The following is a 25,091-nucleotide window of genomic DNA, read 5'->3' as shown; positions in this document are numbered from 1 at the left end:
TTACTGATAGATAAATCCCGTACGCAGAAGCGTATGCCAAAGTTACATGGCTGTCGACCTCCTCCAGAGCGTTAACCAAATGAATTTGCTTTGCTTAGGCAATTCGCTTGGTCTGCCCGACGATTTCCTTTCCAGGCCCGACATCCGTCCGTGCTGGGCCTTAAGCAATCTTCTTCGTCATACATGCTTTTTTAAGCGACCGCGCGTACAAGCCAGCCCATGAGCGATAGCCCTTCCAACAGGATTCTCCTCGCTGAGGATGACAACGCAATGCGCGTCTATCTCGAACGCGCTTTGGTAACCGCCGGTTATCAGGTCGATGCGGTGGACCGCGGCACCGCTGCAATCCCCCTGCTTGAGAAAGGCGGCTACGATCTGCTTTTGTCGGACATCGTGATGCCGGAAATGGACGGGATCGAACTGGCCCAGCGCTGCAACGAACTTTGCCCGGACACGAAGGTGATGTTCATCACGGGATTCGCGGCGGTCACGCTCAAGGCGAGCCGCGAGCAACCGCACGCAAAGGTGCTGTCGAAGCCCTTCCATTTGCGCGACCTCGTCCTCGAAGTCGAACGGGTTCTCCACGACCGGGTAAGTATCCAGCTCTAGTCGGGCCATTTGGGCCTTGCACGGGTCTGGAAGGCTCGCTAAAGGGCGCGCCTGCCCCACGGGGTAGGACGATGATAGCGTGGGCGTATAGCTCAGTGGTAGAGCACTGTGTTGACATCGCAGGGGTCCCAAGTTCGAACCTTGGTACGCCCACCATCATCCCCCTTCCCAACATCCTCCGGACACCGCGTGCACCACGCCACAGGCGATTAACGGGGACGCAACCTTGCCTCTTTGCAGGCAGACGGTATGCAGAGCGCCGCAGCACCGCCGCGTGCCCTGCAATCCAGCATCCCTGCCACGTTTCCGGAAGCGCATGACCTACAAGGCACATATTGACGGCCTCCGTTCGATCGCGGTCCTTGCGGTCGTCATTTTCCACCTCGGGGCCACGTTCATGCCGGGCGGCTATGTCGGTGTGGACGTCTTCTTCGTGATTAGCGGGTTCCTGATAACCGGCATTCTCCACCAGGAAATGGAAGCAGGCGAATACTCGCTGCTCGAATTCTACAAGCGCCGCGTCCTGCGCATCGTGCCGGCGCTGGTCGCGCTGTTCACTGGCGTTCTTGTGGCCGGTGCGTGGCTGCTGTTCCCGGTCGAGCAGGTCGATCTGGGCAAGACGGTGGCTGCTGCTGCGGGCTTCATCTCGAACATCTATTTCATGCTGACGGCGGATTATTTCAGCGCGCCAGCCGAAACGCAGCCCATGTTGCACACCTGGTCGCTCGCGGTCGAAGAACAGTTCTACATCTTCTTCCCGCCTCTGCTGTATCTGGTCATGCGCTATGCGCGTAAGCGGGTGCTGGCGGTGTTGCTGGGAATTGTGGTGGTTTCGCTGGTCGCATCGGTTGCGATCACGCAGATCAAACAGCCGTTTGCCTTTTACCTCATCGTGACCCGCGCATGGGAACTCGGCGTCGGAGCGCTGCTGGCCATCGCCATGCGCAAGGGCGTGTTTCGGTGGAACAACAACCCCGCGCTCGCCTGGCTGGGCATGGCCATGATTGCGGCGGCAATTTTCCTGTTCGACAAGCAAACCCCCTTCCCCGGATGGGCCGCCCTGATCCCGGTCCTCGGCAGCGCGCTGCTGATCGGTTGCGCGGAAGGCAATTCGGTCGGCAAGATCCTGAGCAGTGGTCCCGCGGTGTGGATCGGCAAGATCAGCTACAGCTTCTATTTGTGGCACTGGCCCGTGATCGTGTTCTGGAAGATCGAATACGGCGGCGAGCCGGCACCGCTTGCGGCGGCTGTGCTGTTTGCAATTTCCATGGCGCTTGGCGCCATCTCGACTTTCTGGGTCGAAAAACCGTTTCGCAGCAAGGCAATGCGCGCGCTGCCTGCCGGGCGCGTGGTGCTGGCCGGATTGGGTGCGCTCAGCGTCTTCGTCGTGCTTGGCCTCGCCATGTCAGCGAAGCCGGTTTCGCTACGCTCGTACCCCGCACAGACAGTCGCACTGGCCGACTATGCCGATTACACGGCCAAGCCCGATTACCTGGCGCAATACCGGCGTGGCACGTGCTTCATCGGCAACGACGATGGCGGATTTGCCTCCTACGATCGCGCCGCCTGCATCACGCCGGACGCGGACAAGCGCAACGTCCTGTTGCTGGGTGACAGCCATGCGGCGCAGTATTGGGGCGCTCTGGATGCCTTGCTGCCGGACGCCAACGTCATGCAGGCGACGGCGTCAGGGTGCCATCCGATCCTGGGCGACAAGGGCGCGTCCCGCTGCACCCGGATGCGCGAGTGGGTCCTGTCCGATGTGCTCGACCGGGGCGGCTTCGATGCCGTGGTCATCGCGGCACGCTGGAGGCCCGGTGATGCGGCACGGATTGGCCCCACGCTCAGGCGCCTGCGCGACAAGGGCGTCAATGTGGTTCTGGTCGGCCCGATGGTCGAATATAACGGCACGTTTCCGCTCTTGCTTGCGAGGGACGCCAAGGCAGGCGCCGACCTGTCTCATCATCTCACCCAAGGGCGCAAGGCAGTCGGCACCCAAATGGCTGGCGCAGCCGAACAAGCGAGCGCGACATACATCGATATGATTGAAACCATCTGTCCCGGTGGCGCATGCCGCACACTGTCGAGCAGCGGCGAGCCGATGCATTTCGATTATGGCCACCTTACCCTGTCGGGATCACGCGACGTGGTCGGAGAAAACCTTTCCGCCATCCGGCGCGGCGTCGGCCTGAAGTAACGCGATTCTACCGAAACGTGCCGAAGCCGTGTCGGCGGTTTCGGCGGGGAATGTTTCGCGCGCCAAGATACAGCTCCCGGCCAAGATCGCGCAGCTTTTCCTTGCGGGTCTGGGGCTGTGGATCGACGTTGACGGGATCATACCCGAGCGCCTCGAGCAGATCGCCCGCGCGGCTTTCGAACAATTCGATCTGGCGGGGATGAAGGTCACGCCGCCAGCTTTCCAGGCGACCGGACGATACGCCCCTGCTGCTGTCTGCCGTCAGAAGGCTGTGCGTATCCTTGGAGTGTTCGGGCAGGCGAAACCCCCGCGCGTCGAGCATCGCGGCTTCGAATGCGATCCCCGCCAATCCGGCAACCTTGCGGATGGCGACTTCGGGATCGGCCACGACCTCCTCGTAGGAAATGCGCACGATCCGGTCGCCCAACGCTGCTTCGGCGGACAGGCCCTGGGCCAGCCGCAAGGCCCAGGCATCGGCCACTGCGGTAATGTTGTTCGGTCCCCAGTCCTGCCCCATCCACGAATTGGCAACGGCGCGTCCGTCCCGAACCATGTGAACGAAGCGCGCCTGCGGAAACGCGCGCGCCAAGGTGAGAAAACGTCCGCAATTGCGCGGTGCATGATCGACCCACACTTCGTGACCGGCGACCCCGTGGCTGCGCGCATAGAAACGCGCCAACAGGTCGGCAAACGCTGAAAAACCGGGCTGTGCAGCCAATTCCGCACGATCTTCGGCCGACAGGTCCACGCCCCACAGTTCGAACCGTGGATGCTTTTCGATCGCCGAGACGAGCGCGTCTCCCGCAAGACCCGAGGCAGCGAACTGCTGGAAAAAATGGCTTTCGGGAAGGCACAGCACACGCGAATGCCCGCCAAGCATGGACGCCAGCATCGTCGTGCCCGATCGATCGCAACCGCCGATGAAAATCTGCCCTGCACCGCTCATATCAAACAATTCCTCGACGCGATCATTCCGGTTCGGCCCGCCCCGTGACCCTTTCGAGCACCGCGAGGCGTCCCGCAACCGTGGTGTGCAATCCTGTGTGGCGCACGGCGGCCAGCACGAGCGCGGTGTTCCAGATCAGACGGGTGACGCATACTGCCAGCGCCGCGCCCGCCAACCCGAAAATCTGGATGAACGGCCACATGAACGCCACCACCAGTACAAGCGCGATGATCGCCCAGCGCGCCGCAATGTTCGCCCGGCCGGTCATGTTCAATACGTCGCCGTTCAGCCCGCACAGGATGCTATAGGCCTGACCGACCGAAAGAATCGTCAGCAAGGTTGCAGCGGCGGCGAACTCCTCCCCGAAAATCCATCCGACGAGCGGGGACAGGAAAATGAGCGCAAGGATCAGCGGGCTTTCAAGCACCGCCAGAAGCCTGGTCATGTGCGTCAGTTCGCGCTGCAGTTCGCGGCGTTCGGCGGGACCGTCTGCATAACGGCGCGCGATACGGGGCCGGAACACGGCCTGAAGCGCCTGCAGCCCGAACGGAATCAACGCCGAAGTCTGCGCCGCAATACGGAAGAGAGCGACGTCGACCGGCAGGAAGAAAATGCCCACCGCCACGAGACCGGCTTCCTGGTATAGCCGCAGCATCGCGTTCGCGAGCATGAACGGCTGCGCTTCCCTGACGCCGGGCCAGAAAATACACCTGCGCCAGCGCAGCGGCCCATAGCTCTTGCGGATCCAGTAGAACAGGACCGCTGTCGACCCTGCCACGAGCAGCGTCTGGGAAACGATGAACACCTGCAACAGCCCGTCATACCCGATCTCTTCGGGAGACGCCCCCAACAGCACGATGCCCACGCCGATCAGGAACAGAACCGGTTTGAACACCGATTCAACCGAAACGCCCAGCACAACCTTTCCCATGGCCGTTATCGCGCCGCCGATGATCTGAACCAGCGCCGAGACGACGACCAGCGCCGCGCTGAATTTCAGGGCAGGCGCCATTTGCCATTCGGGCACGAAGAACAGAACCGAGTAAAGTAGCGATCCACCCGCGATCGATGCCGCCAGCGATGCGATCAGCCCGGTGGCCACGATGGTCGCGATATCGCCTTCGCGCTTCTGCGTGATCGCCCGGTTCATCGCGTAGATGATCTGGACGTGGAACCCCAGGCGGGTGAAGATCGACACAAGCATCGCCGTGGCCGTGGCATAGGCAAAAATGCCGAAAATCTCTGCGCCGAAGACCCGCGCGAGGACGAGCGCGGTCAGCAGGCCCAAACCGGCCTGGGCGGCCTTGGCGATCGTGGTGCCGCCCGAACTGCGAAGTATCGACTTGTCCATTGAACCCCAGATGCGCCCCGTCATCCGACGGAAGGCCTAACACGTGGACGCTGCGAATACGACGCCAGTCGCTCCTGCGCTCTTGATTTGCCCAATGCGCCAAAGCTATGCCGCAGCGCAACAGAAAACGCGGCTTTCCAGCCCGTACCCAAAGGTCTTCAATCATGACGAAACCCGGTCCGGTCGTACTTGTCGGCCTACCGCGCAGCGGCTCGACGCTGCTGACCAAGATCATCAACGAATCCCCCGACCATTTTGCGCTCAACGACCTCTATTACCTGCAGTTGATCGACAGCCAGGACAGCTGGAATGGCTTCAAATCTGTCGAGCAGGCGCGTGAGGCGAAGGAACTCGTGCGCAACATGGTGCGCCATCGGTCAGCCGTGCACTCCCCCAAAGGGATCGCGAACAGCGCCGAAATGACGCCGGACCAGCTCGATACGGCCCTGGCGGCCATCGACGCGCAATGGCCCGGCGAAGGCGACACCGGCATCACCGGCGACTGGGGCGATATCGTCGAGGCGGTTACGATGGCCGGCGCCGCTGCCGTGGGCAAAACCCGCTGGGGCTGGAACACGCCGCAGGATTACCATCACGTCGATCGTCTTGTCGCCAAGTGGCCCGACGTTCGGGTGATCTTCCTTCTGCGCGATCCACGCATGACCCTGCGGTCGTACAAATATTACCCCAAGCGCCCGGCAGCGGACCGGTATCACCCGATTGCCCAGTCGATGGCGTGGAGAAACGCAGCCAATGCCTGGCGCAAGCTCAGCGCGAAATACCCGGACAACATGTTCCTGCTCACCTACGAAGACCTGGTTTCCGATACCCGCACCCAGGTTGAACGGATCAACGCGTTTCTGGGATCGCGCATCGACGAAGGGCTCGACCTGGCGAATTTGGGCAGCAACAGCTCCTACGCCGCCCGGAAGGAACAGCCGGAAGAACGCGCCCTTTCGCCGATGGAACTGTGGTTGAGCGACCGCGTGCTGTATTCCCAACGCGCCGCGCTTGGCTTTGACGAACCCAGGAAGGGCGTTTCGTTCAGCGGTTTGGTGCCCCTGTTGCGCACCAGCTTCCGGTTCGCCAAATATTACGGCGGCGAGGCTCTCACCAATCCGGAAACTCGCAAGAGGATTAACCGCCTGCTCAGGCCCCGGTAAGGCTTGGTGTCGCACGGTAGGACCATGACACACGCGTTCCGCCCTTCGAAATGGCAAAAAGCCGCATTTGCGGCATCGTCCTTTGCGTTACTGGGATCCATCACCCCGCTCGCTCCGCTCTCGGCGGCAACGCCGGCTGCGGCCTGCGTTTTCCCGCAGAACGCGATATCCGAAATTCGGTCGGACAAATATTACCGCGGACGCAACAACGCCATCATCGACAGTGAGGCGCTGGACGAAGCGATGGCCCAGTCCGCGCCTCTAAGGGACATGGTCCAACGCCAGCAAACGATCCCGGCGGACCTGCGGGCAGACGATCTTGCCGCAGCGAAGTGCAAGACGGCCGAACTCGCCTATTGGGCGCGGAGCGACGCCTTGCTGGGCAACAACAACCAGCGCGGGTTCAACGAACGCCTGTTCTACATATCCGGCCTCGCGCTGGCTCATCGCCGCAACCTGCAACTGATGGAACAGGCGGGCACACCGCTTTACGAAGACGATGCCGCCATCATCGCCGAATGGATGGTCAAGCTGGGCGACTCGGTCATCACCGCCTACACGCGCGACCCTGCCGACCGCCGGTTCACGTCGGAATTCATTCCGCCCCGGGCACAGCGGACGGGCAATCTGGGCGCCTGGGCTGCCATGATGGTAGCGGCAACCGGCGAGGCGACCGGCAACCAGACGCAGTTGCGCTGGGCGGGCGAGCAATGGCGCCGTGTGCTCCAGACCGTCGATAGCGATGGCGCGATGGCCAGCGAGGTCAGGCGCGGTGCGAAGGCCACCGAATACCATTTCTTCGCGCTGAACCCCCTCGTGGCGACCGAACTGGTGCTGCGGCGGAACGGGATTCCGGTGGACGGACAGGCGCGCGCAAATCTCGATCGGCTCGCACGGTATGCCCTGGAAGGCGCGGCGCAGGGCAAGTTGCCCGATCCTGCCCGCCGCAACCGCCTGTTCGTAGGCCCCGCCCTATGGTGCCGCGACCTGGCACCGGGTGACCCGAGTTGCGCAGCGATGCCCGATTGGCGCCAGCTGACATTCCCTTATCTTGGCGGCGCACCGCTGGATATCTGGGAAAGGTAAGTCTCGCTCAGGCGCGCCCCAGCTTGCGGCGAAGCTTTCGCGCGACGTAGCTACCGAAATAGGAACGCAGTGCCGGGTCGTTCAAGCGTTCTTCGCCGGCGCGCAGGGCACCAAAATATCCCGCCAGATACTCGCGCGCGGATGCGATCCGCCCGTGGCGCGCGAACTTTGCCCCGCGAATGAGGGCATACAGAGGGGTGTTGCCACGGAAGTAGGCGGAGGATCCGTAATACTTCTGCTTCGACCGCGTGCCGACTTCGCGCGCGCGGAACGGCACATCGGGCACGACCTTGGCTTCCCACCCGTCGAGTTCCGCGCGGGCGAGGGAAAGAGTGTCCGCCGATGGGCCGATCAGATACCCCGATTCGATCATGCAGGCGCCGCGCCACAGGCGGCAACTGCCCCGCACCCAATCGGCCGCGTGGAGCGAGACCTCGCCATCGCCTTCGTTCACGCTCGGGCCACTGGCGATACCGAGTTTTGGATTGGCGTCGAAAGCACGGGCGAGCGATGCGTAATACCCCGGTTCGGGGAAGCTGTCGGCGTCGAGTATCCCGATCAGATCTTCAGATCCCAGGTCGCGCCGCGCACGAATTTCATCGAACCCTCGGTTCGTGATGCGCGCGTATTTCGCGCCGAGCGCATAGTCCCCGCTTTCGGTGTCCTCGTTGAGGACGACCAGTTCGGCCACATTCGTCGGGGCTGCCCGCCGCGCCAATTCCTCGCGCGAACCGTCGGTCGAACCGTTTTCCACGATGACCCACAGATCGATCGGATAATGCTGGGCCGCGACCGAAGAAAACAGCCGGTCGATATTGTCGATTTCGTTTCGGAGGGGGGTCGACAGGAAAATGCGCCTGGTCATCAGTTGGCCTTGTCAGGAATCTTGATCATCGCCGTGCACAGCAGCACCAGGCCGAACAGCACAGCAGACGAAAACAGGCTGTTGCCTGCGAGCATGGGGACGAAAAACACGACGGGTCCGATCATCGCACTTCGGGTTTTCATGACCGCCTTGGCCAGCAACGAGAAAACCACGATGACGCCGACGATCCCGAAGGACAGGAACACGCGAATAATGTCCGAGTGGGTGTCCTTGGTCATGAAGGAGAACACGCGTTCCCCTTCGGTCGATGCACCGCCGCCCTGCCCCAGAATTACGTACAGCATCCCGGAATCGACCTGCGCGTTGAACAGGGCGATCCAATAGGACATGCGCCAGGCAAAGGACGATCCTTGCGCTCCGAACTGGTGGCGGCTGGCCTTGGTCAGCACGGTGCGCGTATCGAAATTGATCAACTTGTCGATCGCCGCCTGCCCCTCGGGCGTCAGCATTACGAGGATGACGAGGATCGAGGCGAGCGCCGCGATCACAAACGTCCGCATCGTCGGGCGAACCGACAATGGGATGAGCCCGAACCCGGCGACGGCCGTCAGCAGCGCCCCGGAACTGCGGCTCATGAAGACCAGCACAAGGCACATGGCCACGGCCGGCCAGAGGAAGCGGAAGGGCATTTTCCTGGCAAACCGCAGGTAGGCGAGTGTGACCGCCGTAGCCGCCGAAACGTAGCCAAGATGGTTGGCGTGGATCATGAGCCCGGCGAACCGGCGTTGGCCGGAGAAATCGACGACCTCGAACACTTCCCAGATCAGGTAGATCGGGAACAGGAACATCGTGAATGCGAGGTATCCGACGATCGACCACAGCAGTTCACGCCCGGTCATGCGAAGCGCGAAACCGGAGAACATGGCGAAACCGAAAACCCGCAGAATGGATTCGAGCTGGCCGTCGATGCCCACGCTCGCGGGCAACAGCATCCGCGTGGCCATGAACGCGAAGATTAGGTAAAACGCGGTGACGAACCCGCCGAGCCGCAAGCGTCCGTCACGAAACTCGCCCGCCATGATCGCAACGACGATTGCGGCGAACACACCGGCGAAATTCTGCAGGCTGGCAAGAACGAGCACGATGATCATTGCGCCGACAAGCGGTTGGCGCACAATCTGGCGATCATTCGGCCGAGCGATCGGCTGCGCCATGCCGGGCACAGGAGGGGCGGCAACATACGTCATCGGACGCGCTTCCTATATACGGGCGTGCTGCGCAAGGTTTCCATCATCCCCAATCCAGCCCGGCATCGCTTCGCAGGGCATCGATCATCGCCGCACGCGCGGTGGAACCGTGATCGCTCATTGCCGGAATATCGCTGCGTGATAGCGCCGCCTTCATCTGCGCCGCATCTTCCACGATCGTGATTCCGGCAATCTTGCGTACCTGCGCCACGGTGGCGCTCTGGTGATCGTTGCGATGTTCGCCCAGCGAAGCGCGGCGCGCCATCAGCACCAGCGGCTTGTGCATCCGCATGCCTGTAAGGATCGTACCGATGCCGGCATGGCCGACGATGACCCTCGCCTGCTCCATACGGGCGGCAAATTCCGTTGGCGTCAGGAATTGCGTCACGGGAAAATTGGCCGGGCGAAGATCGGTACGGCCAATCTGTCCAAACACGTCTTCGGCCAGATCGCCGGCAACGTCGTCCAGCGTGCGGACCAGCCTGTCGAACGGCAATTGGGTGCCCAGGGTCAGGAAAATCAAAGGACGCTTCCCCGATAGGCCGGCCTGTTCCCGCAAGCCAGGTGTTCCCATTGCGTGTAAACGCTGTCGCAGAACTTGATCGCCAGTCGCCCGGACAGGGATAGCTTTTCGGAATTCGCAATGCTGTCGATCCAGATCGTCTTCGCTCCCGCCAACCGGGCCCAAACGAGGCATAGAATGCCCGGCGCAGCGCCAGTGGACACCACCACATCCGGGGCGATCTTCCTGACAAGCCGACGCGCCTGCCACAATGTCCTCAACAGCTTCACCGGTTCGTTCTGGTTGCAATCGTCCAGCGTTTCGAACCGGACAAGCCCGTAGCGTTCGGCCTGCCCGCCATCGGTGCAGGCAAAGGTCACTTCCGCGCCCTCGAACGCCGGGGCCAGAAGCATCAATTGCTCCCAGTGGCCACCGGTGGAGGCGACGGCGAGAATTCGACGCTTGGGTGAAACTGCGGGAGACGGCATTGGATCGTGCTCAGGTCGCGTAGTAATCGCGGTACCAGTCGACGAACTTCTGCACCCCATCGCGCACGTCGGTCTTTGGCGAATATCCGGTGAGCGATTTCAGAAGATCGGCATCGGCCCAGGTGGCCGGAACGTCGCCGGCCTGCATCGGCAACAGATTGCGCTGCGCCTTGCGTCCCAGCGCATCCTCGATCGCGGCAATGAAATCGACCAGCTGGACGGCTTGCGAATTGCCGATGTTGACGACGCGCCACGGCGCAACCGGCGAAAGACTGTCGCCTTCGGCAATATCCTCAGCGTTTTCAGGGCGTTCTGGGACAGCGTCGACCAGCAGCCGGATGGCCTCCACCAGGTCTTCGACATAGGTGAAATCGCGCTTCATGTCGCCGTGGTTGTAAACATCGATCGGGCGATCTTCGAGGATAGCCTTCACGAATTTGAACAGCGCCATGTCGGGCCGACCCCACGGACCGTACACCGTGAAAAAGCGGAACATCGTCACCGGCAGGCCGAAAAGGTGGGCATAGGAATGCGCCATGGCCTCAGTGGCCTTTTTCGTGGCGGCATAGAACGACATCTGATGATCCGCCTTCACCGTCTCGCGGTAGGGCATCTGCGTGTTCGCACCGTAGGCGGACGAAGTCGACGCGAGCAGCATGTGCTGCGGCGGATAGGCACGGGCCGCTTCGAGCAGTTCGAAGGTACCGATGATGTTGCTTTCCAGGTAGGTCCGCGGGTTCTCGATCGAATAACGCACCCCGGCCTGCGCAGCGAGGTGGATGACCACATCGGGCTGTTCATCGGCAAACAGCTGCATCAACAGGTCCGGCGTTTCGATCGGTTCATTGATCGCGCGGAAGCCCTCGTTCTGCAGAAGCATCGCCTGACGCCGTTCCTTGAGGGCGACATCGTAATAATCGGACAGGCAGTCGATCCCGATCACGCGGAACCCGTCGCGCAGCAGGCGCTGGCAGACGAAGTATCCGATAAATCCGGCCGATCCGGTGACGAGGGCTGTGCGTTGGGCCATCGGGTCAGTCGGCGCCAAAAAGGTCGCGGGTGAACACCTTGTCGGCCGCATCGGACAGTTCGTCCGTCAGGCGGTTGGCGATGATCACGTCGCATTCCTGTTTGAACGCGCCAAGGTCACGGACAACGCGCGAGCCGAAGAACTCATCGTCTTCCAGTGTCGGTTCGAATACGATGACTTCGATACCTTTCGCCTTGATCCGCTTCATGATGCCCTGAACCGATGACTGGCGGAAATTATCCGATCCCGCCTTCATCACCAGACGGTGGACGCCGACCTTTTTCGGGTGACGGGCAATGATCTGGTCGGCCAGGAAATCCTTGCGGGTGCGGTTTGCATCCACGATCGCCCGGATAAGATTCTGCGGAACTTCGGAATAATTCGCCAGCAACTGCTTGGTATCCTTGGGCAGGCAGTATCCGCCATATCCGAACGACGGATTGTTGTAATGCGCGCCGATACGCGGATCGAGGCCGATCCCTTCGATGATCTGGCGCGAATCCAGCTCCCTCGCGAGCGCATAGCTGTCGAGTTCGTTGAAGAACGCGACCCGCATTGCGAGGAAGGTGTTGGCAAACAGCTTGATCGCTTCGGCTTCGCGGGCATCGGTGAGAAGCACGGAGACATCGCTGTCTTCGGCAGCATCGGCCAGCAGGTTGGCGAATTTCTGCGCCCTGTCCGAACGTTCGCCGACGATGATGCGCGACGGGTGGAGGTTGTCGTACAGCGCCTTCCCTTCGCGCAGGAATTCGGGGCTGAAGATTATCCGGTCCGTCGAATACTTGGCGCTTACGCTTTCGACATAGCCGACGGGAATGGTCGACTTGATCACGATCGTCGCGGTCTGATTGACCTGGAGAATGCGTTCGATCACCGTTTCGACCAGCGATGTATCGAAGTAATTCGTTTCGGGGTCGTAATTGGTCGGCGTCGCGATGACCGCGAATTCGGCCCCGTCGAGCGCGGCATCTATATCGGTGGTAAAAGCCAGATCCAGATCGTCGCGGAGGAGGTATTCTTCAACCAGATCGTCCCGGATCGGGGACTGGCGCGAGTTCAACAGCGCAACACGTTCGGCCGAGATATCGCAGCCCGTTACGCTATTGTGGCGTGAAAGCATGATGGCGTTGGACAGGCCGACATAGCCCAGGCCGATAACCGAAATCTTCACAATCGAATCCCCAATAGAATGACGTCCTGCCGATGCAGGGTGGGAGAAATGGCCGACAGACTGGCTGGCTTGCTCCGCGTGCGGCGCAAGCGCCCGACCGGTTCAATGTTATTCAGGCTTCTTAGCCGCCCATGACGTCGCGGCAAGGCCCATGCGTTACGACCCGACGCGTTTTACGCGCAATGCGGAAAAATCTCCTCGCTCGACGATGACCGAGAGGCGCTGAACCGGACAGTCGTCCGGAATTGCAAAGGTTACGAGGTCGGCTTGTGCCGTGGACGAAACCGGCCTGTTGCCGCCGTCACGCACGCACGCCATTTCAAGCCGTGCATCGCCCTGCCCCGGGCGGCTCCCGGCTTCGTAAACGAATTCGAACACCTGGTTTCCGGCGGGCAGGGATTCGTACCGATAGGCCGCCGTCTGGTCGACCAGGCTGCGGTTGCGTGCGTTGATCCCTTCGCGCCACGCGCTTGCATTGTGCGAGAGACCACGGGCCTTGCCAAGCCGCCAGTCGAACGGGTCCTGAACCTCAGGTGCCAGTTCTCCCGCCTTCAAGGCCTTGGCGCAGCGATCGGGCCACCCCGTCGCCCCATCGACCCCCAGACCTTCCTTGAGAAGGGAAAACGCCACCTGCGAAAGGAACGTGCAGTCATGCTGCCTTTCCCCGCCAAGTTCGAGGAGTTGGGACATGACGGGAGCAAACCCCTGAAGGTTGGCGGTCGCCTTGCTCAGCTGCGTTCGGAACGGTTCGCTCGCCAACATGCGATCCGCAAGGGCGGCGCGGGCTTCGGGAACCTGGGCTATCGCGGCAGCGATGTTCCCGCTGACTTCCACGCTCGATCCGGACCGGATCAGTCCTTCCAGACGCAAAGCAGCCGTTTCGTAATCGCCAGCGGCCACGGCACCTGCAACCGCGGCGCTTTGCGTATATTCGCCCCGCCATCCGCGCTGCGCGGCCAGCTGAAGCGCAGCGCCTGCTTCGTCCATTTCGTCGGCTTCGGCCGCTGCGATTGCCAGAATTTCCAGGTTGGCGGCGCTGACCGGACGTTGGCGCACGACCTTCTCGGCAAGCGGCAAGGCGGATGCAGGATCGCTCATCAGGGCAATCCGCGCGCGCTGAAAATCGCCGAACCCGCCTTCGATACCACCTGGCAGGGCGAGCATGCTGAGCTGCTTTTGTTGCGACCGGTCCAGCTGGTAGTTGTAACCCACCAGCATGACCGCCGCGAACACGATCACGCGGATCGCAATCGACAAGATATTGCCGACGCCGATCATCAGTCCTCCTTGCGGGTCTCGTACGTGTAGTAATCCGCACCATAGTACGAATAGCTACCGTTGCCGGCCTTGGGATCGAACTTTGTCAGCACGGCGCCCATGATGTTGGCACCGACCATCCTGAGGCGGCGGACCGAAGCCTTGCTGGACCCGCGTCCACCGGCGGTGGAATCGATGACCATGATCGTCGCTTCGACATGCGCGGCGATCATCGGCGCATCCGACAGGCCAAGGACCGGCGGCGCGTCGAAGATCACGCAATCGAACTGCGATGTCAGCTTTTCCACGAGGTTCGCGAACGCGTCGGTCCGCAGAAGCGCCGCAGGGTCGGGTGCGATGGGCAGCGCGGTCATATAGGACAGGTTCGGAATGTCCGATGCGAAGATGACCTCTTCGATCGTCCGCTCGCCAGCGAGGAGCGATGTCAGGCCATCGCGTTCGCGCTGGTTGGTGCGCCGGTGCAATGTCGGACGGCGAAGGTCGGCATCGACCAGCAAGGTGCGCTTGCCGAGCTGGGCAAACTCGCTCGCCAGGCGGTTCGACGTGGTCGTCTTGCCTTCCGAGCTTTGCGAACTCGTGACCGCCATCGAACTCGGGATGCCGTGCGAGGTGCTGTACCGCAGGTTGGTGACCAGCGAACGATAGGCTTCGCTGATCGGTGACTTTGCGTCTTCGAGTTCTTCTTCCGGGGTCCCGTCGGTGACACGCGGAATGAGGCCGAGGAGCGAAAGGCCCAGCTTGCGTTCCACATCGTCGGGATCACGCATCACGTCATCGAACTGCTCGCGCATGAAGATGAACCCGCCAGCCAATGCAACGCCAGCGATGAGAGCAAGCAGCAGGTTGAGCTTCAGATTGGGCGAATCCGCTTCGCGCGGAATGTTGGCAAGATCGACCAGCGTGATGTTGTTCGATGTCGCACCCGCCGTTGCGCTCAGTTCGTTATAACGCGTCAGCAGCGTGTTGTAGAGCGCGCGGTCCGTTTCCGCTTCACGCTTGAGAATGTTGTACTGAACGCCGCGGTCCTGTTCGTTGAGCGCGTCGGAACGTACATCCCCCACCCGCGAACGGATGGCGTTTTCACGGTCGAGAGCCGATTCGTATTCCAGCTTCACGGAATTCTTGATCGAGTTGCCAACCGTTTGAATTTCCCTGTTGATCTCCGCTGTCTGCGCCTGAAGCGCCTGGACATTGGGATGATCGGCAAGGTGACGCGCCCGTTCTTCGGCCAGTGCGCTTTCGACTTCGCTTCGCTGGCGCAGAAGCGACTGGATAGCCGGGTTCTGAAGCACCTGCGGAATCGATGTCACGGCAACCCCGGAAACGTTGCGCCAGCGGTTTTCGGCCGCAATGCGCTCGGCGGTTGCCGCGCTTGCGGCAGCGTTGAGCTGGACGAGCGTGTCGTTGGTTACCGAAAGGGTGGTTTCGGTATCGGCGTTGGCCCCTTGTCCGGTGATACGGATCAATCCGGCCGCGCGCGAATAGCTGTTAAGCTCGCGCTCGCTCTCTTCGAGCTTGGTGCGCGCATCTTCCAGCTGCTGGCCCAGGAACTGGCGGGCGTAAGCAGAGCTGTCGAACTTGCGCGCAAGATTGGCTTCGATGAAGTTTTCGGCCACCGAATTGGCAAGCTCGGCTGAAAGGGTCGGATTAGCGCTTTCGAAGCTGATCGCGACCAATCGGCTGTCGACCGGAAGCGCAACCGACGTGCTTTCCTGGATCAGGGCAATCGCGCTGTCCTTTCGCACAGCGTCAAGCTGGTCCGATGGAAGTCCGGCTTCGGACAGCGATTCCGCCGTGGGAATTTCCGCACCCAGCGCCTCGAAAAACTCGCCGCGATCATCGAGGCCATTCGCCTCGACGACACGTTCCGCAAGCGATCGGCTGCGAATAACATCGAGCTGTGTCTGCAGGAAGCGATCGGCATCCTGATACGCGGCCTGCGCCGGCATCGTGCTGTCTTCGAGGATCTGTTCGGCCTGCTGCTCGACCAGCACGCGCGATGTCGCAACATACTGCGGCACCATCAGAAGCGTGAGTATGGCGCCAAGCGCAACCACACCGACGACAATGATGGCCGCCGGAATGATGTTGCGACGGACCGCGGCCAAAATGCGCCGCAAATCGATATCGAAGAACTTGTCTTCCTCGCTATCCATTGCCGGGCTGGAAAGGCCGTTCAAACGGGGATCTTGGTCCACGGCCTGCGGCGCGTGGAGGGGATGGTCGATGGACACCGGTTAGAACCTCGTAAAGACGTTGAACAGCGGCGCGGCACGCAGGAAATCCTGGTAGACGGCGCGGACTGCCGAGAAGCCGACCACGATGCGGTCGCCTCCGAGAATTTGGGGATCTTCTGCGCGGCCTTCGCGGATCTGCTTCAGATCGAAAACGGCACCCATGCGTTGCCCGTCGATTTCACGGAAAACGATCACTTCGTCATCGACACCGATTGCGGTCAGACCCTTCGCGCGCGCGACCGATTCAAGCAGCGAGGACGCGCCAGCGATCTCGTAAACGCCGGGTTCGTTGACCTGGCCTTCGACCGTTACGCGCTGACCGGCAGATGTTACCACACCCACGACAACCTGCGGATCGCGAATATAACGAGCGCCAAGGCTCCGTTCGATCTCGTCGCTGAGTTCGATCGCGGTCTTACCGACAGCCGAAATTTCCCCGACCAGCGGATAGTTGATCGTCCCGGCGGCATCGACGGCGATCTGTTCGAAACTGAGTTCCGGTTCCTGGAACACGCGAATCGAAAGCACATCGAGAACGCCGATTTCATAGGATGGCAGCTTGCCGCCCTGCACTGCCGGGGGAATCAGGCGATACGCATCGGCATCGCGTGGAAGGTCAGCTGCTGGCGAAAAACAGCCGGACAGAAGAAACGCCCCGACAAGAGCAATGAACTTAGACAGTCTTGGCAACGGCCCGACCCCTTTGTGTATTTTTATGGCTCGCCAAAATTGCGACCAACAATGCGGCCACGCAAAACATGGCCTGGCTTCTGAGCGGATAGTCGACGAAAGATTGCAGCGCGATGGACAAGATCGCCGCACCGACAGAATTCGCGACAAGGAAACTTTCGCTGCGCCCTTTAAGCCACCAGGACATGGCCAGCAATAGGCCCCAGCACACAACCACCAACGCACCGAATAGCCCGGCCTCGACAAGAACTTCCAGGTAATCGTTATGAGCGTGTCGCGCGAAGGCCGGAACGAGGGTTTCGAGCGATTCTTCGATCTGGAATACTTCATCGAACGTGCCCAGACCGGAACCGATCGGCCAATAGCGCTCGCTCGCGCTCAACGCGTCTTCCCAGATGCCGGTGCGCGTGTCTTTCAGGGAATCGAAGCGGTCCCAGGTTCGGCCGATGCGGGTCTGGACAAGGGCCATCGCCGCCACCAGCAGGCCCAGCCCCCCTGTCACCGCAAGCCCCGTTTTCCAGCGCCGGGCCAGACCTGCCGTGCCTTGCGCCAGGAATATCCGCCACAGGACCAGCGCGAGCGGCACGGCAAGCAGCACGGTGGCCGACCGCGAGTTGGTCAGAAGCGTGCCGATTACGAAAAGTAATCCGATCGCAATTGCCGCGCCGAGACGCAGCGAACGCGATGTCATGTCCGAAGTCAGTCCGATCAGCGAACACAGGCACACGACAAAGAACAGGCCGACCGTGTTGTGGTTCGCGATCAGACCGTAGAGGCGACCTTGTTCGACAACCGGATAAAGGTTCAGGGCAGTCCCGCCGACCAGCAGCTGGAGAGAACCGATCGTGAATTGCACGAGCCCAAGAAAGACGATGAGTTCGAGCGCTTTTTGCGAGGCGTTCCGGTGATCCGGACGATAGAGCAAAATCGCTGTAAGGGGTGTCACCAGGGCAAAAACCGCTGCGACGGTGCGCCCCCGATCCACCGATAGCGGAAACCATTCCTGTTCTGCGCCCAGTATTGAAAGGGACTGGAACACGAGGTCACGGCCCGGAAGACCATGCCAGAGCGATGGGGGTAGCGGGATAAGCTGGCTGAGCGGCAGCGCCAACGTCGCAAGGGCGAGCGCCTTCAAGGGCCATCCGAGGCTGCCAATCCGCGATCGCATGCCAGCCCAGTCGAACAACACAAGCGCGAGCGCGACCGCTTGCACGACGAGGTTCAGGATGCCGCGCGATGGACCGCCGCCACCGAAGGCCAGGGCAACCAGCAGCAAGGTTGCGATACGCCAGTCCGACCACGGGAGATAGCGGAGCACGCTCCGTCGTTCGACACGCATTTATTGAACTCCGCGGACGCCAGACACAACAAACCCCACCGATCAGAGACCGGTGGGGTTCGTAAATTCGTAGAGCTTAGCTGCCCGGCGAACGATCGTCGTCGTCGTTGGCGGCGATAACGATGCCGACGATGACTGCGATACCAGCGATGATCGCGATGATCAGGCCGGGGCCACCGATTTCGCTCTGCTTCTTCGAAGTCAGGCTCGAACGGGCAACGTCACCGCTTACAGCGGAAAGCTTTACCGGCTGAACGGCAACCGAAGTGTCAGCAGCGCGGGTACCGGCAGTTGCGGTAACCGAAGTTGCGGCCATTGCGATTGCGCCGAGTCCGGCGAGAAGGCGGCTGGTCTTCATATTTTATCTCCTAGTTTTATCTACTTTAACGCGATTTTCGAGCAAAGGGCTAGCAGCGATTTCCTCTAAGTGCAACCAGTTAAGAGCCGGTTACATCGCACGTATATAACAGCCTATGGCAGGTTAAGTTTCCAGCCCCCTGTCGCTTTCTTTCAACAGGTGTTGCTAATAAGCATTAGGGTGAACGAGAACTCGCGCGGTGGCGAGGATGATCTTGATATCGCCCCACAATGTCCAGTCGCGAATATATTCAAGGTCGGCATCCAGGCGATCGACCAGATGCGATTCGGTCTGCGTCGCGCCACGATGGCCCCGAACCTGCGCCAGCCCGGTCAAGCCCGGCTTGAGCGAATGGCGCTGCCAGTATTTGCGGTCCACTTCCCAGAACAACTTCTCGCCCGCTTGCGAGCCCAGCGCGTGAGGTCTCGGTCCGACAATACTCATTTCGGATCTAAGAACATTTATAAGCTGGGGCAGTTCGTCGATCGAAGTGCGGCGGATGAATGCCCCGATGCGGGTGACCCGGTCGTCGGTGCGCGATGTGGACCGCGCGCCTGCCGTGTCGCCCTTGCCCACCCCCATCGAACGAAACTTCAGCATGTTGAAAAGGCAGTTATGCTGGCCCATGCGCGGCTGCACGAAGAACACCGGCCCACCATCCTCCAGCTTGATCAGCAGCGCGACCAACAGCATCAACGGGCTGAGAAGAACGAGTGCGGGCACGGTAATGGCAATATCCATTATCCGCTTGAAGAGGCGGGCGTGGAGAGCCAGCGGCCCCGTGGACACGACCAGCAACGCCTGGTGGCCTTCCCGTTCGAGAGCGATCGCACCCAGTTGCTGGATCGCAACGGAAAGAACTTCGCCCCTTACCCCCGCGCTCCGCATGACCGATGCCCAATCGGACCGTCGATCGGACTCGCAGCTCACGATCACGCGGTCCATTCCGCGCATCAGCCGGCCGATCTGGTCGAGGCCCTGGGGGTTGTCGTTCGCGTCGTTGATATCGAACGTGTCGGTGTGGACGACTTGCGCACCGGGAATGTCGATCGGCGGGCCGCCGTCCATCACGATCAGGACCGCGCTCACGCTCGGCCCGTAGCTGCGCCGGATCAACGCATTCAATACAATGCGAAAAATCGAGATGCCGACAAACGAGAACGTCAGGGCCAGGGTGAGCATGACACGGGAAAAGTCCGTGGCCGCCTTGGCATAGAAAATCATCACGGTGCACAGCATGCCCGAGATCACCAAGGTGAGGACAACCTGTCCTATCGCAAAGCGCCACTCGTCGAGCCCGCGGACCGAATAGCAGCGCTGGTACGTCGCGATCACGATGTAGATAGGCAGAAAGGCCCACCCCATCGAAATCGCGAACGGAAGCGGCCATTCCCCGCGATAGACGCCGCCGGCGAGGAAGAAGCTGCCCATCACGAGCACGGCATCCACTGCCAGCATGAGCAGGTACAACTGCACACGCCGACCTTCCATCGCCGGTTGGGCAACGTCGGAATTTACCTGGTTCAAATACATCCTCGGCGCTCCGCCGGTGGGTCTGGCGACTTTATACTTACGGCACGATATCTGCCCATAAAAGAGAAGATACCAAGCTAGACTGTTCGTGTGGCGCGCCTTCTAACGAAAGCGCCACGAATGTTAATCGCAAAAAGACCGAAAAGATCCCCAGCCGCTCCGAACACGCATCCAGTGCCATCCCTTGCCCTAGCGCGTCCCTCTGCTAAAGCGCGTCCAACTCATCTCGAAACGACAGGAAAACGATGGCCAAGATCAAGGTTGTGAACCCGATCGTCGAACTCGACGGCGACGAAATGACGAGGATTATCTGGCAATGGATTCGCGAACAGCTGATCCTGCCCTATCTCGACGTCGACCTGAAGTACTACGACCTCTCCATTGAGAAGCGCGATGAAACCGACGACCAGATCACGGTCGATGCGGCCAACGCCATCAAGGAACACGGCGTTGGCGTTAAGTGCGCCACCATCACGCCCGACGAAGCGCGGGTCGAGGAATTCGGTCTCAAGAAGATGTGGGTCAGCCCCAACGGCACGATCCGCAACATCCTTGGTGGTGTGGTCTTCCGTGAACCGATCGTCATCGACAATGTCCCGCGCCTGGTGCCCGGCTGGACCGACCCCATCGTGGTCGGCCGTCATGCTTTCGGCGACCAGTACCGCGCCAAGGACACACTGATCCCTGGCAAGGGCAAGCTGCGTCTCGTGTTCGAAGGCGAAGACGGCCAGAATATCGACATCGATGTGTTCGAATTCCCGAGCCCCGGCGTCGCCATGGCGATGTACAACCTCGACGATTCGATCCGCGATTTTGCCCGTGCGTCGATGAATTACGGCCTCAACCGCGGTTGGCCGGTTTACCTGTCGACCAAGAACACCATCCTCAAGAAGTACGATGGTCGCTTCAAGGACCTGTTCCAGGAGGTGTTCGACGCCGAATTCAAGGACAAGTTCGCCAAGGCCGAAATCACCTACGAACACCGCCTGATCGACGACATGGTCGCATCGGCCCTGAAGTGGAGCGGCAAGTTCGTCTGGGCTTGCAAGAACTACGATGGCGACGTGCAGTCGGACACCGTGGCCCAGGGCTTCGGTTCGCTCGGCCTCATGACCTCCGTGTTGATGACGCCCGACGGCAAGACCGTGGAAGCGGAAGCGGCGCATGGCACCGTCACCCGCCACTATCGCCAGCACCAGCAGGGCAAGGCGACCAGCACCAACCCCATCGCCAGCATTTTCGCCTGGACGCGTGGCCTCATCTATCGCGGGCAGTTCGACAACACGCCCGATGTGGTCCGTTTTGCCGAAACGCTTGAGCGCGTTTGCATCAAGACCGTCGAGAAGGGCAACATGACCAAGGATCTGGCGCTGTTGATCGGTCCCGAGCAGAGCTGGATGACCACCGAGCAGTTCTTCGAAGCGATCGTGCAGAACCTCGAAACGGAAATGGCAGACTGGAGCTGAGGAACCCCCTCACCCTTCCGGCATTGCCTGAACAAGGCTGATATGTCCGGGATCGGCCCCGTGCCGGTCCCGGACTTTTTTATGGACCAGAGATAAAGGGGGCATGGTGGCCAAGGCACCTGAAAGAAAACGCATTGCCCGCCGCAAGGCGAGCGAAAAATTCGGCCAGCGCAGGCTCGAAATCCGCAACGCGAAGATCAAGGATATTCCCGGGATCGCGCAGCTGGTTCGCCGCGTCTACGATGATATGCCCGCTTACACACACGGTGAAATCCGGGGCCAGATCAACAACTTCAAGGACGGCTGTTTCGTTGCGCTGCTCGACGACAACGTCGTGGGCTATTGCGCGACCATGCAGTTGGCCGAAGCGCTGGCCTTTCAGGATCACGACTGGGACGAGATTACCGGCAACGGCTTCGGCAGCCGACACGATCCGACCGGCGACTGGCTCTATGGCTACGAAATGTGCGTCGACCCCAAGGTGCGCGGTGTTCGCATCGGGCGCCGCCTGTATGAAGAACGGCGTGCGCTTGCCGAAGAACGCGATCTGACGGGCATCGTCTTTGCCGGACGGATGCCCAATTACCGCCGTAACAAGCGGAAGGTCGAAGGCCCCGAGGACTATCTCGAGCAGGTCGTCTCAGGAAAACTCCACGACCCGGTCCTCAGGTTTCAACTCGCCAACGGGTTCGAGCCGGAACGCGTGCTCCACGGCTATTTGCCCGAGGACAAGGCGTCCGAAGCCAACGCCGTCATGATGGTCTGGCGCAATCCCTATGTCGAGCGCGACCAGCCAGTGAAACAGCGCCTTCCGCGCGGTGTGGAATCGGTGCGTGTCGCCACCTGCCAGTTGCAGGCCCGGGCAGTGAAGGATTACGACGAGTTCCTGCACGCCATCCAGTATTTCGTCGACGTTGCCAGCGATTACGAGGCGGACTTCATCGTCTTCCCCGAGCTCTTCACGCTGATGCTGTTGAGTTACGAGGAAAAGGAACTGTCCCCGGTCGAGGCGATCGAACGCCTTTCGCAATATACGCCGCGTCTGAAACGCGACATTTCCGACATGGCCATGCGGTTCAACATCAATATCATCGCCGGATCGCATCCGACGCGGATGGACGATGGCGACATCCACAATGTTGCCTACGTGTGCCTGCGCGACGGTTCGGTTCACGAGCAGGAGAAGATCCACCCCACCCCGAACGAGCGGTATTGGTGGAACATCAAGGGCGGCGACCGGATCGACGTGATCCAGACCGATTGCGGCCCGATCGGCGTGCAGATTTGTTACGACAGCGAATTTCCCGAACTCAGCCGCCGTCTGGCCGACGAGGGCGCGCGGATCATCTTCGTGCCGTTCTGCACCGACAGCCGCCAAGGTTACTTGCGGGTGCGGTATTGCGCCCAGGCCCGGGCCATCGAAAACCAGTGCTTCGTGGTCATGTCGGGCAACGTGGGCAATCTGCCCAATGTCGGCAACATGGACATTCAGTATGCCCAGAGCTGCATCCTCACGCCTTGCGATTTCCCCTTCGCGCGCGACGGGATTGCCGCCGAGGCAACCGAGAACGTGGAAACACTGACCATAAGCGACATAAACCTCGCCGATCTAAGCTGGGCACGGGCCGAAGGTACGGTGCGCAATCTGGCCGACCGACGCTTCGATCTCTACCGGATCGAGTGGGACGAAGCCGGCAAGCACCCTGGGAAACCACGCCCACGCCGCGAACCTCTCGGTCATGGCGGACCTGGCGGCGGATAGCGTTTGATGACGGGTGACACAGGCGAAGCGGCTGACTAGAGCCTGCTTATGGCCTCCGCTGACTTCGCCTCCCCCGCCCTGTCCGACGCGCTGGTCATTCTTGGCGCGGCGGGCCTTGTCATACCCGTCTTCACCCGCTTCCGGATCACACCGGTCATCGGCTTCATCCTGATCGGGCTGTTGGTCGGTCCATACGGCCTCGGTCGTCTGGTGTTCGAGCATCCATGGCTCAACCACATAACCATCTCCGATCCCGAGGCTCTCGATCCCTTTGCGGAATTCGGGATCATCCTCCTCTTGTTCACCATAGGGCTTGAACTCAGTTTCAACCGGCTTTGGCAGATGCGGCGCCTGGTTTTTGGTCTTGGTGCGCTGGAATTGCTGATAATCGGCAGCAGCCTCGCCATTTTCCTGTCCATGATGGGGCAATACTGGACCGGCGCCCTGGCATTGGGTGTTGCGCTGGCGTTTTCATCTACCGCGATCGTCCTGCCTATCGCTGGAACCCACTCCCCCGTGGGGCGCGCAGCTCTTTCCATGTTGCTCTTCGAAGACATCATGATCGTCCCGATCATTTTCGTCCTTGGCGCGATGGCCCCCAACGCCGAAGCAGACGGTTGGGAAGGGATGCTGACAACGCTGTGGCAGGGCGGCCTGGTAGTTGCCGCCATGATGGTCGTCGGACGGTTCGCCTTGCCACGCCTGTTCGGACAGGCAGCCCGCACCAAGAGCCCGGAACTGTTTCTGGCAGCCGCCTTGCTGGTCGTGATCGGTGCCAGCCTTGCCACCGCCGCCGTGGGCCTGTCCCCCATTGTCGGCGCGCTGATCGCGGGTTTGCTTATCGCCGAAACCGAATACCACGGCGAAATCGAGACAATCATGGAGCCGTTCAAGGGTCTCGCCCTGGGTGTCTTCCTGATCACTGTCGGCATGAGCATAGACCTGGCGACGATCTGGAATAATCTCGCCCTGATCGCCACGGCAGTGATATTCGTGCTTCTGTTCAAGGCGATGGTCACTGGTGTCTTGTTGCGCCTCATGGGTGCCCGGCGCAGCACGGCGGCGGAAACCGGCATCCTGATGGCAAGCCCGTCCGAGACGACCCTTATCGTCCTTGCCGCTGCCAGTTCCGCCCTTCTCATCCAGCCAGGAACCGCGCAATTCTGGCAGATCGTCACTGCGATCGGCCTGACCTTCACACCGCTTCTTGCCAAGCTGGGCCGGATCATCGCCCGCCGGGTCGATCCCATTCCGGACCTTGCCAGCGATAGCGGTACCGAGCCGCGTGTAATCATTGTCGGCGCGGGCCGCGTGGGCCTGCTGGTGGCGCAACTCCTCGACGCCCACCAGAAACCTTATGTGGCGCTCGATTCCGATCCGGACCTGATCGATCGCGCGACCCGCAAGGGATACCGTGCCACATTCGGCGATGCTGCACGCGGCGATGCCATGTCACGCCTCGGCGTCGATAACGCGCTCGCGGTGGTTCTCACCATGGATGAACCGGTTCTGGTGCAAAGGCTCGTCGCCAAGTTGCGCAAGGAACACCCTGATCTGCTGATCGTGTGCCGTGCCCGCGATGTCGCCCATGCCGCCGAACTGTACCGCGCCGGTGCAAGCCATGCTGTCCCCGAAACGCTGGAAAGCTCGCTCCAGCTATCGGAAGCCGTTCTGGTGGACATCGGTGTCGCGATGGGCCCAGTGATCGCATCGATCCATGAAAAGCGTGACGAGTTCCGTGCCCAGATCGAGCAGGAGGGTGCCCTCGACTACAAGCCCAAATTGCGGACCAGCACGGTCGAAGGTTAGGCC

General features: G+C 61.1%; 21 protein-coding genes and 1 tRNA gene. 8 read left to right on the top strand and 14 right to left on the bottom strand.

The genetic code is table 11. The annotated features are described in order from the left end of the window. Positions 1-219 precede the first annotated feature (219 nt). The 3 genes from cpdR to VR863_RS03855 all read left to right on the top strand — a co-directional run bounded on the left by cpdR (position 220) and on the right by VR863_RS03855 (position 2,806). Positions 220-609, top strand: coding sequence for a cell cycle two-component system response regulator CpdR (gene cpdR, locus VR863_RS03865; protein WP_324827110.1), 390 nt, complete (start codon positions 220-222; stop codon positions 607-609). Between the two features lie 81 nt (positions 610-690). Further along, a tRNA-Val gene (locus VR863_RS03860) sits at positions 691-765 on the top strand. A gap of 160 nt (positions 766-925) precedes the next feature. Then, positions 926-2,806 (top strand): acyltransferase family protein, encoded by a 1,881-nt coding sequence (locus tag VR863_RS03855; RefSeq protein WP_324827109.1) that lies wholly within the window; start codon positions 926-928, stop codon positions 2,804-2,806. Positions 2,807-2,813: 7 nt separating this feature from the next. Here the strand turns inward: VR863_RS03855 and VR863_RS03850 are convergent, their stop codons facing one another. Together VR863_RS03850 and VR863_RS03845 are read right to left on the bottom strand one after the other, a co-directional pair. Continuing rightward, positions 2,814-3,752, bottom strand: a complete 939-nt coding sequence (locus tag VR863_RS03850; RefSeq protein WP_324827108.1) for a sulfotransferase family protein — start codon at positions 3,750-3,752, stop codon at positions 2,814-2,816. A gap of 22 nt (positions 3,753-3,774) precedes the next feature. Beyond that, positions 3,775-5,103 carry an oligosaccharide flippase family protein gene (locus tag VR863_RS03845; RefSeq protein WP_324827107.1) on the bottom strand — a complete coding sequence of 443 codons (1,329 nt, stop codon included), beginning with the start codon at positions 5,101-5,103 and terminating at the stop codon, positions 3,775-3,777. Positions 5,104-5,267: 164 nt separating this feature from the next. Here VR863_RS03845 and VR863_RS03840 point away from each other — a divergent pair, with 164 nt between their 5' ends. Both VR863_RS03840 and VR863_RS03835 read left to right on the top strand, forming a co-directional pair. After that, entirely contained in the window at positions 5,268-6,266 is a 999-nt protein-coding gene (locus tag VR863_RS03840) for a sulfotransferase family protein (protein WP_324827106.1), read from the top strand. Between the two features lie 24 nt (positions 6,267-6,290). Beyond that, positions 6,291-7,352, top strand: coding sequence for an alginate lyase family protein (locus VR863_RS03835; RefSeq protein ID WP_324827105.1), 1,062 nt, complete (start codon positions 6,291-6,293; stop codon positions 7,350-7,352). Positions 7,353-7,359: 7 nt separating this feature from the next. On the opposite strand, the gene VR863_RS03830 is transcribed toward VR863_RS03835, so the two are convergent. From VR863_RS03830 to VR863_RS03775, 12 genes are all read right to left on the bottom strand, one after another. Continuing rightward, positions 7,360-8,217, bottom strand: coding sequence for a glycosyltransferase family A protein (locus VR863_RS03830; RefSeq protein WP_324827104.1), 858 nt, complete (start codon positions 8,215-8,217; stop codon positions 7,360-7,362). After that, on the bottom strand, positions 8,217-9,425 hold the full coding sequence (locus tag VR863_RS03825) for an O-antigen ligase family protein (protein ID WP_324827103.1): 1,209 nt from the start codon (positions 9,423-9,425) through the stop codon (positions 8,217-8,219). Before VR863_RS03825 ends, VR863_RS03830 begins: the two co-directional genes overlap by 1 nt. A 43-nt stretch (positions 9,426-9,468) precedes the next feature. Continuing rightward, complete coding sequence (locus tag VR863_RS03820; protein ID WP_324827102.1) at positions 9,469-9,948, bottom strand: glycosyltransferase; 480 nt, start codon at positions 9,946-9,948, stop codon at positions 9,469-9,471. Continuing rightward, the gene (locus VR863_RS03815) at positions 9,945-10,340 is read right to left on the bottom strand and encodes a glucuronosyltransferase (protein ID WP_324827101.1); all 396 of its coding nucleotides are present in this window, start codon (positions 10,338-10,340) and stop codon (positions 9,945-9,947) included. Before VR863_RS03815 ends, VR863_RS03820 begins: the two co-directional genes overlap by 4 nt. Before the next feature lie 85 nt (positions 10,341-10,425). Beyond that, entirely contained in the window at positions 10,426-11,445 is a 1,020-nt protein-coding gene (locus tag VR863_RS03810) for an NAD-dependent epimerase/dehydratase family protein (protein WP_324827100.1), read from the bottom strand. Positions 11,446-11,449: 4 nt separating this feature from the next. Continuing rightward, positions 11,450-12,616, bottom strand: a complete 1,167-nt coding sequence (locus VR863_RS03805) for a nucleotide sugar dehydrogenase (protein WP_324827099.1) — start codon at positions 12,614-12,616, stop codon at positions 11,450-11,452. A gap of 156 nt (positions 12,617-12,772) precedes the next feature. Then, the gene (locus VR863_RS03800) at positions 12,773-13,894 is read right to left on the bottom strand and encodes a hypothetical protein (RefSeq protein ID WP_324827098.1); all 1,122 of its coding nucleotides are present in this window, start codon (positions 13,892-13,894) and stop codon (positions 12,773-12,775) included. After that, the gene (locus VR863_RS03795; protein ID WP_324827097.1) at positions 13,894-16,092 is read right to left on the bottom strand and encodes a GumC family protein; all 2,199 of its coding nucleotides are present in this window, start codon (positions 16,090-16,092) and stop codon (positions 13,894-13,896) included. The genes VR863_RS03800 and VR863_RS03795 overlap by 1 nt, the downstream gene beginning before the upstream one ends. Positions 16,093-16,131: 39 nt before the next feature. Continuing rightward, positions 16,132-16,821, bottom strand: coding sequence for a polysaccharide biosynthesis/export family protein (locus VR863_RS03790; protein ID WP_324827096.1), 690 nt, complete (start codon positions 16,819-16,821; stop codon positions 16,132-16,134). After that, on the bottom strand, positions 16,805-18,160 hold the full coding sequence (locus VR863_RS03785; RefSeq protein WP_324827095.1) for an O-antigen ligase family protein: 1,356 nt from the start codon (positions 18,158-18,160) through the stop codon (positions 16,805-16,807). Before VR863_RS03785 ends, VR863_RS03790 begins: the two co-directional genes overlap by 17 nt. A 76-nt stretch (positions 18,161-18,236) precedes the next feature. Next, positions 18,237-18,518, bottom strand: a complete 282-nt coding sequence (locus tag VR863_RS03780; RefSeq protein WP_324827094.1) for a hypothetical protein — start codon at positions 18,516-18,518, stop codon at positions 18,237-18,239. A 165-nt stretch (positions 18,519-18,683) separates the two neighbouring features. Continuing rightward, positions 18,684-20,051 carry a sugar transferase gene (locus tag VR863_RS03775; protein ID WP_324827093.1) on the bottom strand — a complete coding sequence of 456 codons (1,368 nt, stop codon included), beginning with the start codon at positions 20,049-20,051 and terminating at the stop codon, positions 18,684-18,686. 245 nt (positions 20,052-20,296) lie between these two features. On the opposite strand from VR863_RS03775, the gene VR863_RS03770 reads away from it, so the two are divergent. The 3 genes from VR863_RS03770 (at position 20,297) to VR863_RS03760 (ending at position 25,088) form a co-directional block, all read left to right on the top strand. Next, positions 20,297-21,517 (top strand): NADP-dependent isocitrate dehydrogenase, encoded by a 1,221-nt coding sequence (locus tag VR863_RS03770; protein ID WP_324827092.1) that lies wholly within the window; start codon positions 20,297-20,299, stop codon positions 21,515-21,517. Between the two features lie 106 nt (positions 21,518-21,623). Continuing rightward, complete coding sequence (locus VR863_RS03765) at positions 21,624-23,279, top strand: carbon-nitrogen hydrolase family protein (RefSeq protein WP_324827091.1); 1,656 nt, start codon at positions 21,624-21,626, stop codon at positions 23,277-23,279. 48 nt (positions 23,280-23,327) lie between these two features. Next, positions 23,328-25,088 carry a cation:proton antiporter domain-containing protein gene (locus VR863_RS03760; protein ID WP_324827090.1) on the top strand — a complete coding sequence of 587 codons (1,761 nt, stop codon included), beginning with the start codon at positions 23,328-23,330 and terminating at the stop codon, positions 25,086-25,088. Positions 25,089-25,091: the final 3 nt, after the last annotated feature.

This window comes from Qipengyuania zhejiangensis (genome assembly GCF_035607565.1).
Taxonomy (GTDB): Bacteria; Pseudomonadota; Alphaproteobacteria; order Sphingomonadales; family Sphingomonadaceae; genus Qipengyuania; species Qipengyuania zhejiangensis.
Note: the sequence above shows the minus strand (reverse complement) of the source record. Positions and strands in the feature narration are given on the sequence as shown.

Coding starts and splice junctions, on each gene's coding strand:
- cpdR (WP_324827110.1), top strand. CDS start 220: ATGAGCGATAGCCCTTCCAACAGGATTCTCCTCGCTGAGGATGACAAC.
- VR863_RS03855 (WP_324827109.1), top strand. CDS start 926: ATGACCTACAAGGCACATATTGACGGCCTCCGTTCGATCGCGGTCCTT.
- VR863_RS03850 (WP_324827108.1), bottom strand. CDS start 3,752: ATGAGCGGTGCAGGGCAGATTTTCATCGGCGGTTGCGATCGATCGGGC.
- VR863_RS03845 (WP_324827107.1), bottom strand. CDS start 5,103: ATGGACAAGTCGATACTTCGCAGTTCGGGCGGCACCACGATCGCCAAG.
- VR863_RS03840 (WP_324827106.1), top strand. CDS start 5,268: ATGACGAAACCCGGTCCGGTCGTACTTGTCGGCCTACCGCGCAGCGGC.
- VR863_RS03835 (WP_324827105.1), top strand. CDS start 6,291: ATGACACACGCGTTCCGCCCTTCGAAATGGCAAAAAGCCGCATTTGCG.
- VR863_RS03830 (WP_324827104.1), bottom strand. CDS start 8,217: ATGACCAGGCGCATTTTCCTGTCGACCCCCCTCCGAAACGAAATCGAC.
- VR863_RS03825 (WP_324827103.1), bottom strand. CDS start 9,425: ATGACGTATGTTGCCGCCCCTCCTGTGCCCGGCATGGCGCAGCCGATC.
- VR863_RS03815 (WP_324827101.1), bottom strand. CDS start 10,340: ATGCTTCTGGCCCCGGCGTTCGAGGGCGCGGAAGTGACCTTTGCCTGC.
- VR863_RS03810 (WP_324827100.1), bottom strand. CDS start 11,445: ATGGCCCAACGCACAGCCCTCGTCACCGGATCGGCCGGATTTATCGGA.
- VR863_RS03800 (WP_324827098.1), bottom strand. CDS start 13,894: ATGATCGGCGTCGGCAATATCTTGTCGATTGCGATCCGCGTGATCGTG.
- VR863_RS03785 (WP_324827095.1), bottom strand. CDS start 18,160: ATGCGTGTCGAACGACGGAGCGTGCTCCGCTATCTCCCGTGGTCGGAC.
- VR863_RS03780 (WP_324827094.1), bottom strand. CDS start 18,518: ATGAAGACCAGCCGCCTTCTCGCCGGACTCGGCGCAATCGCAATGGCC.
- VR863_RS03775 (WP_324827093.1), bottom strand. CDS start 20,051: ATGTATTTGAACCAGGTAAATTCCGACGTTGCCCAACCGGCGATGGAA.
- VR863_RS03770 (WP_324827092.1), top strand. CDS start 20,297: ATGGCCAAGATCAAGGTTGTGAACCCGATCGTCGAACTCGACGGCGAC.
- VR863_RS03760 (WP_324827090.1), top strand. CDS start 23,328: ATGGCCTCCGCTGACTTCGCCTCCCCCGCCCTGTCCGACGCGCTGGTC.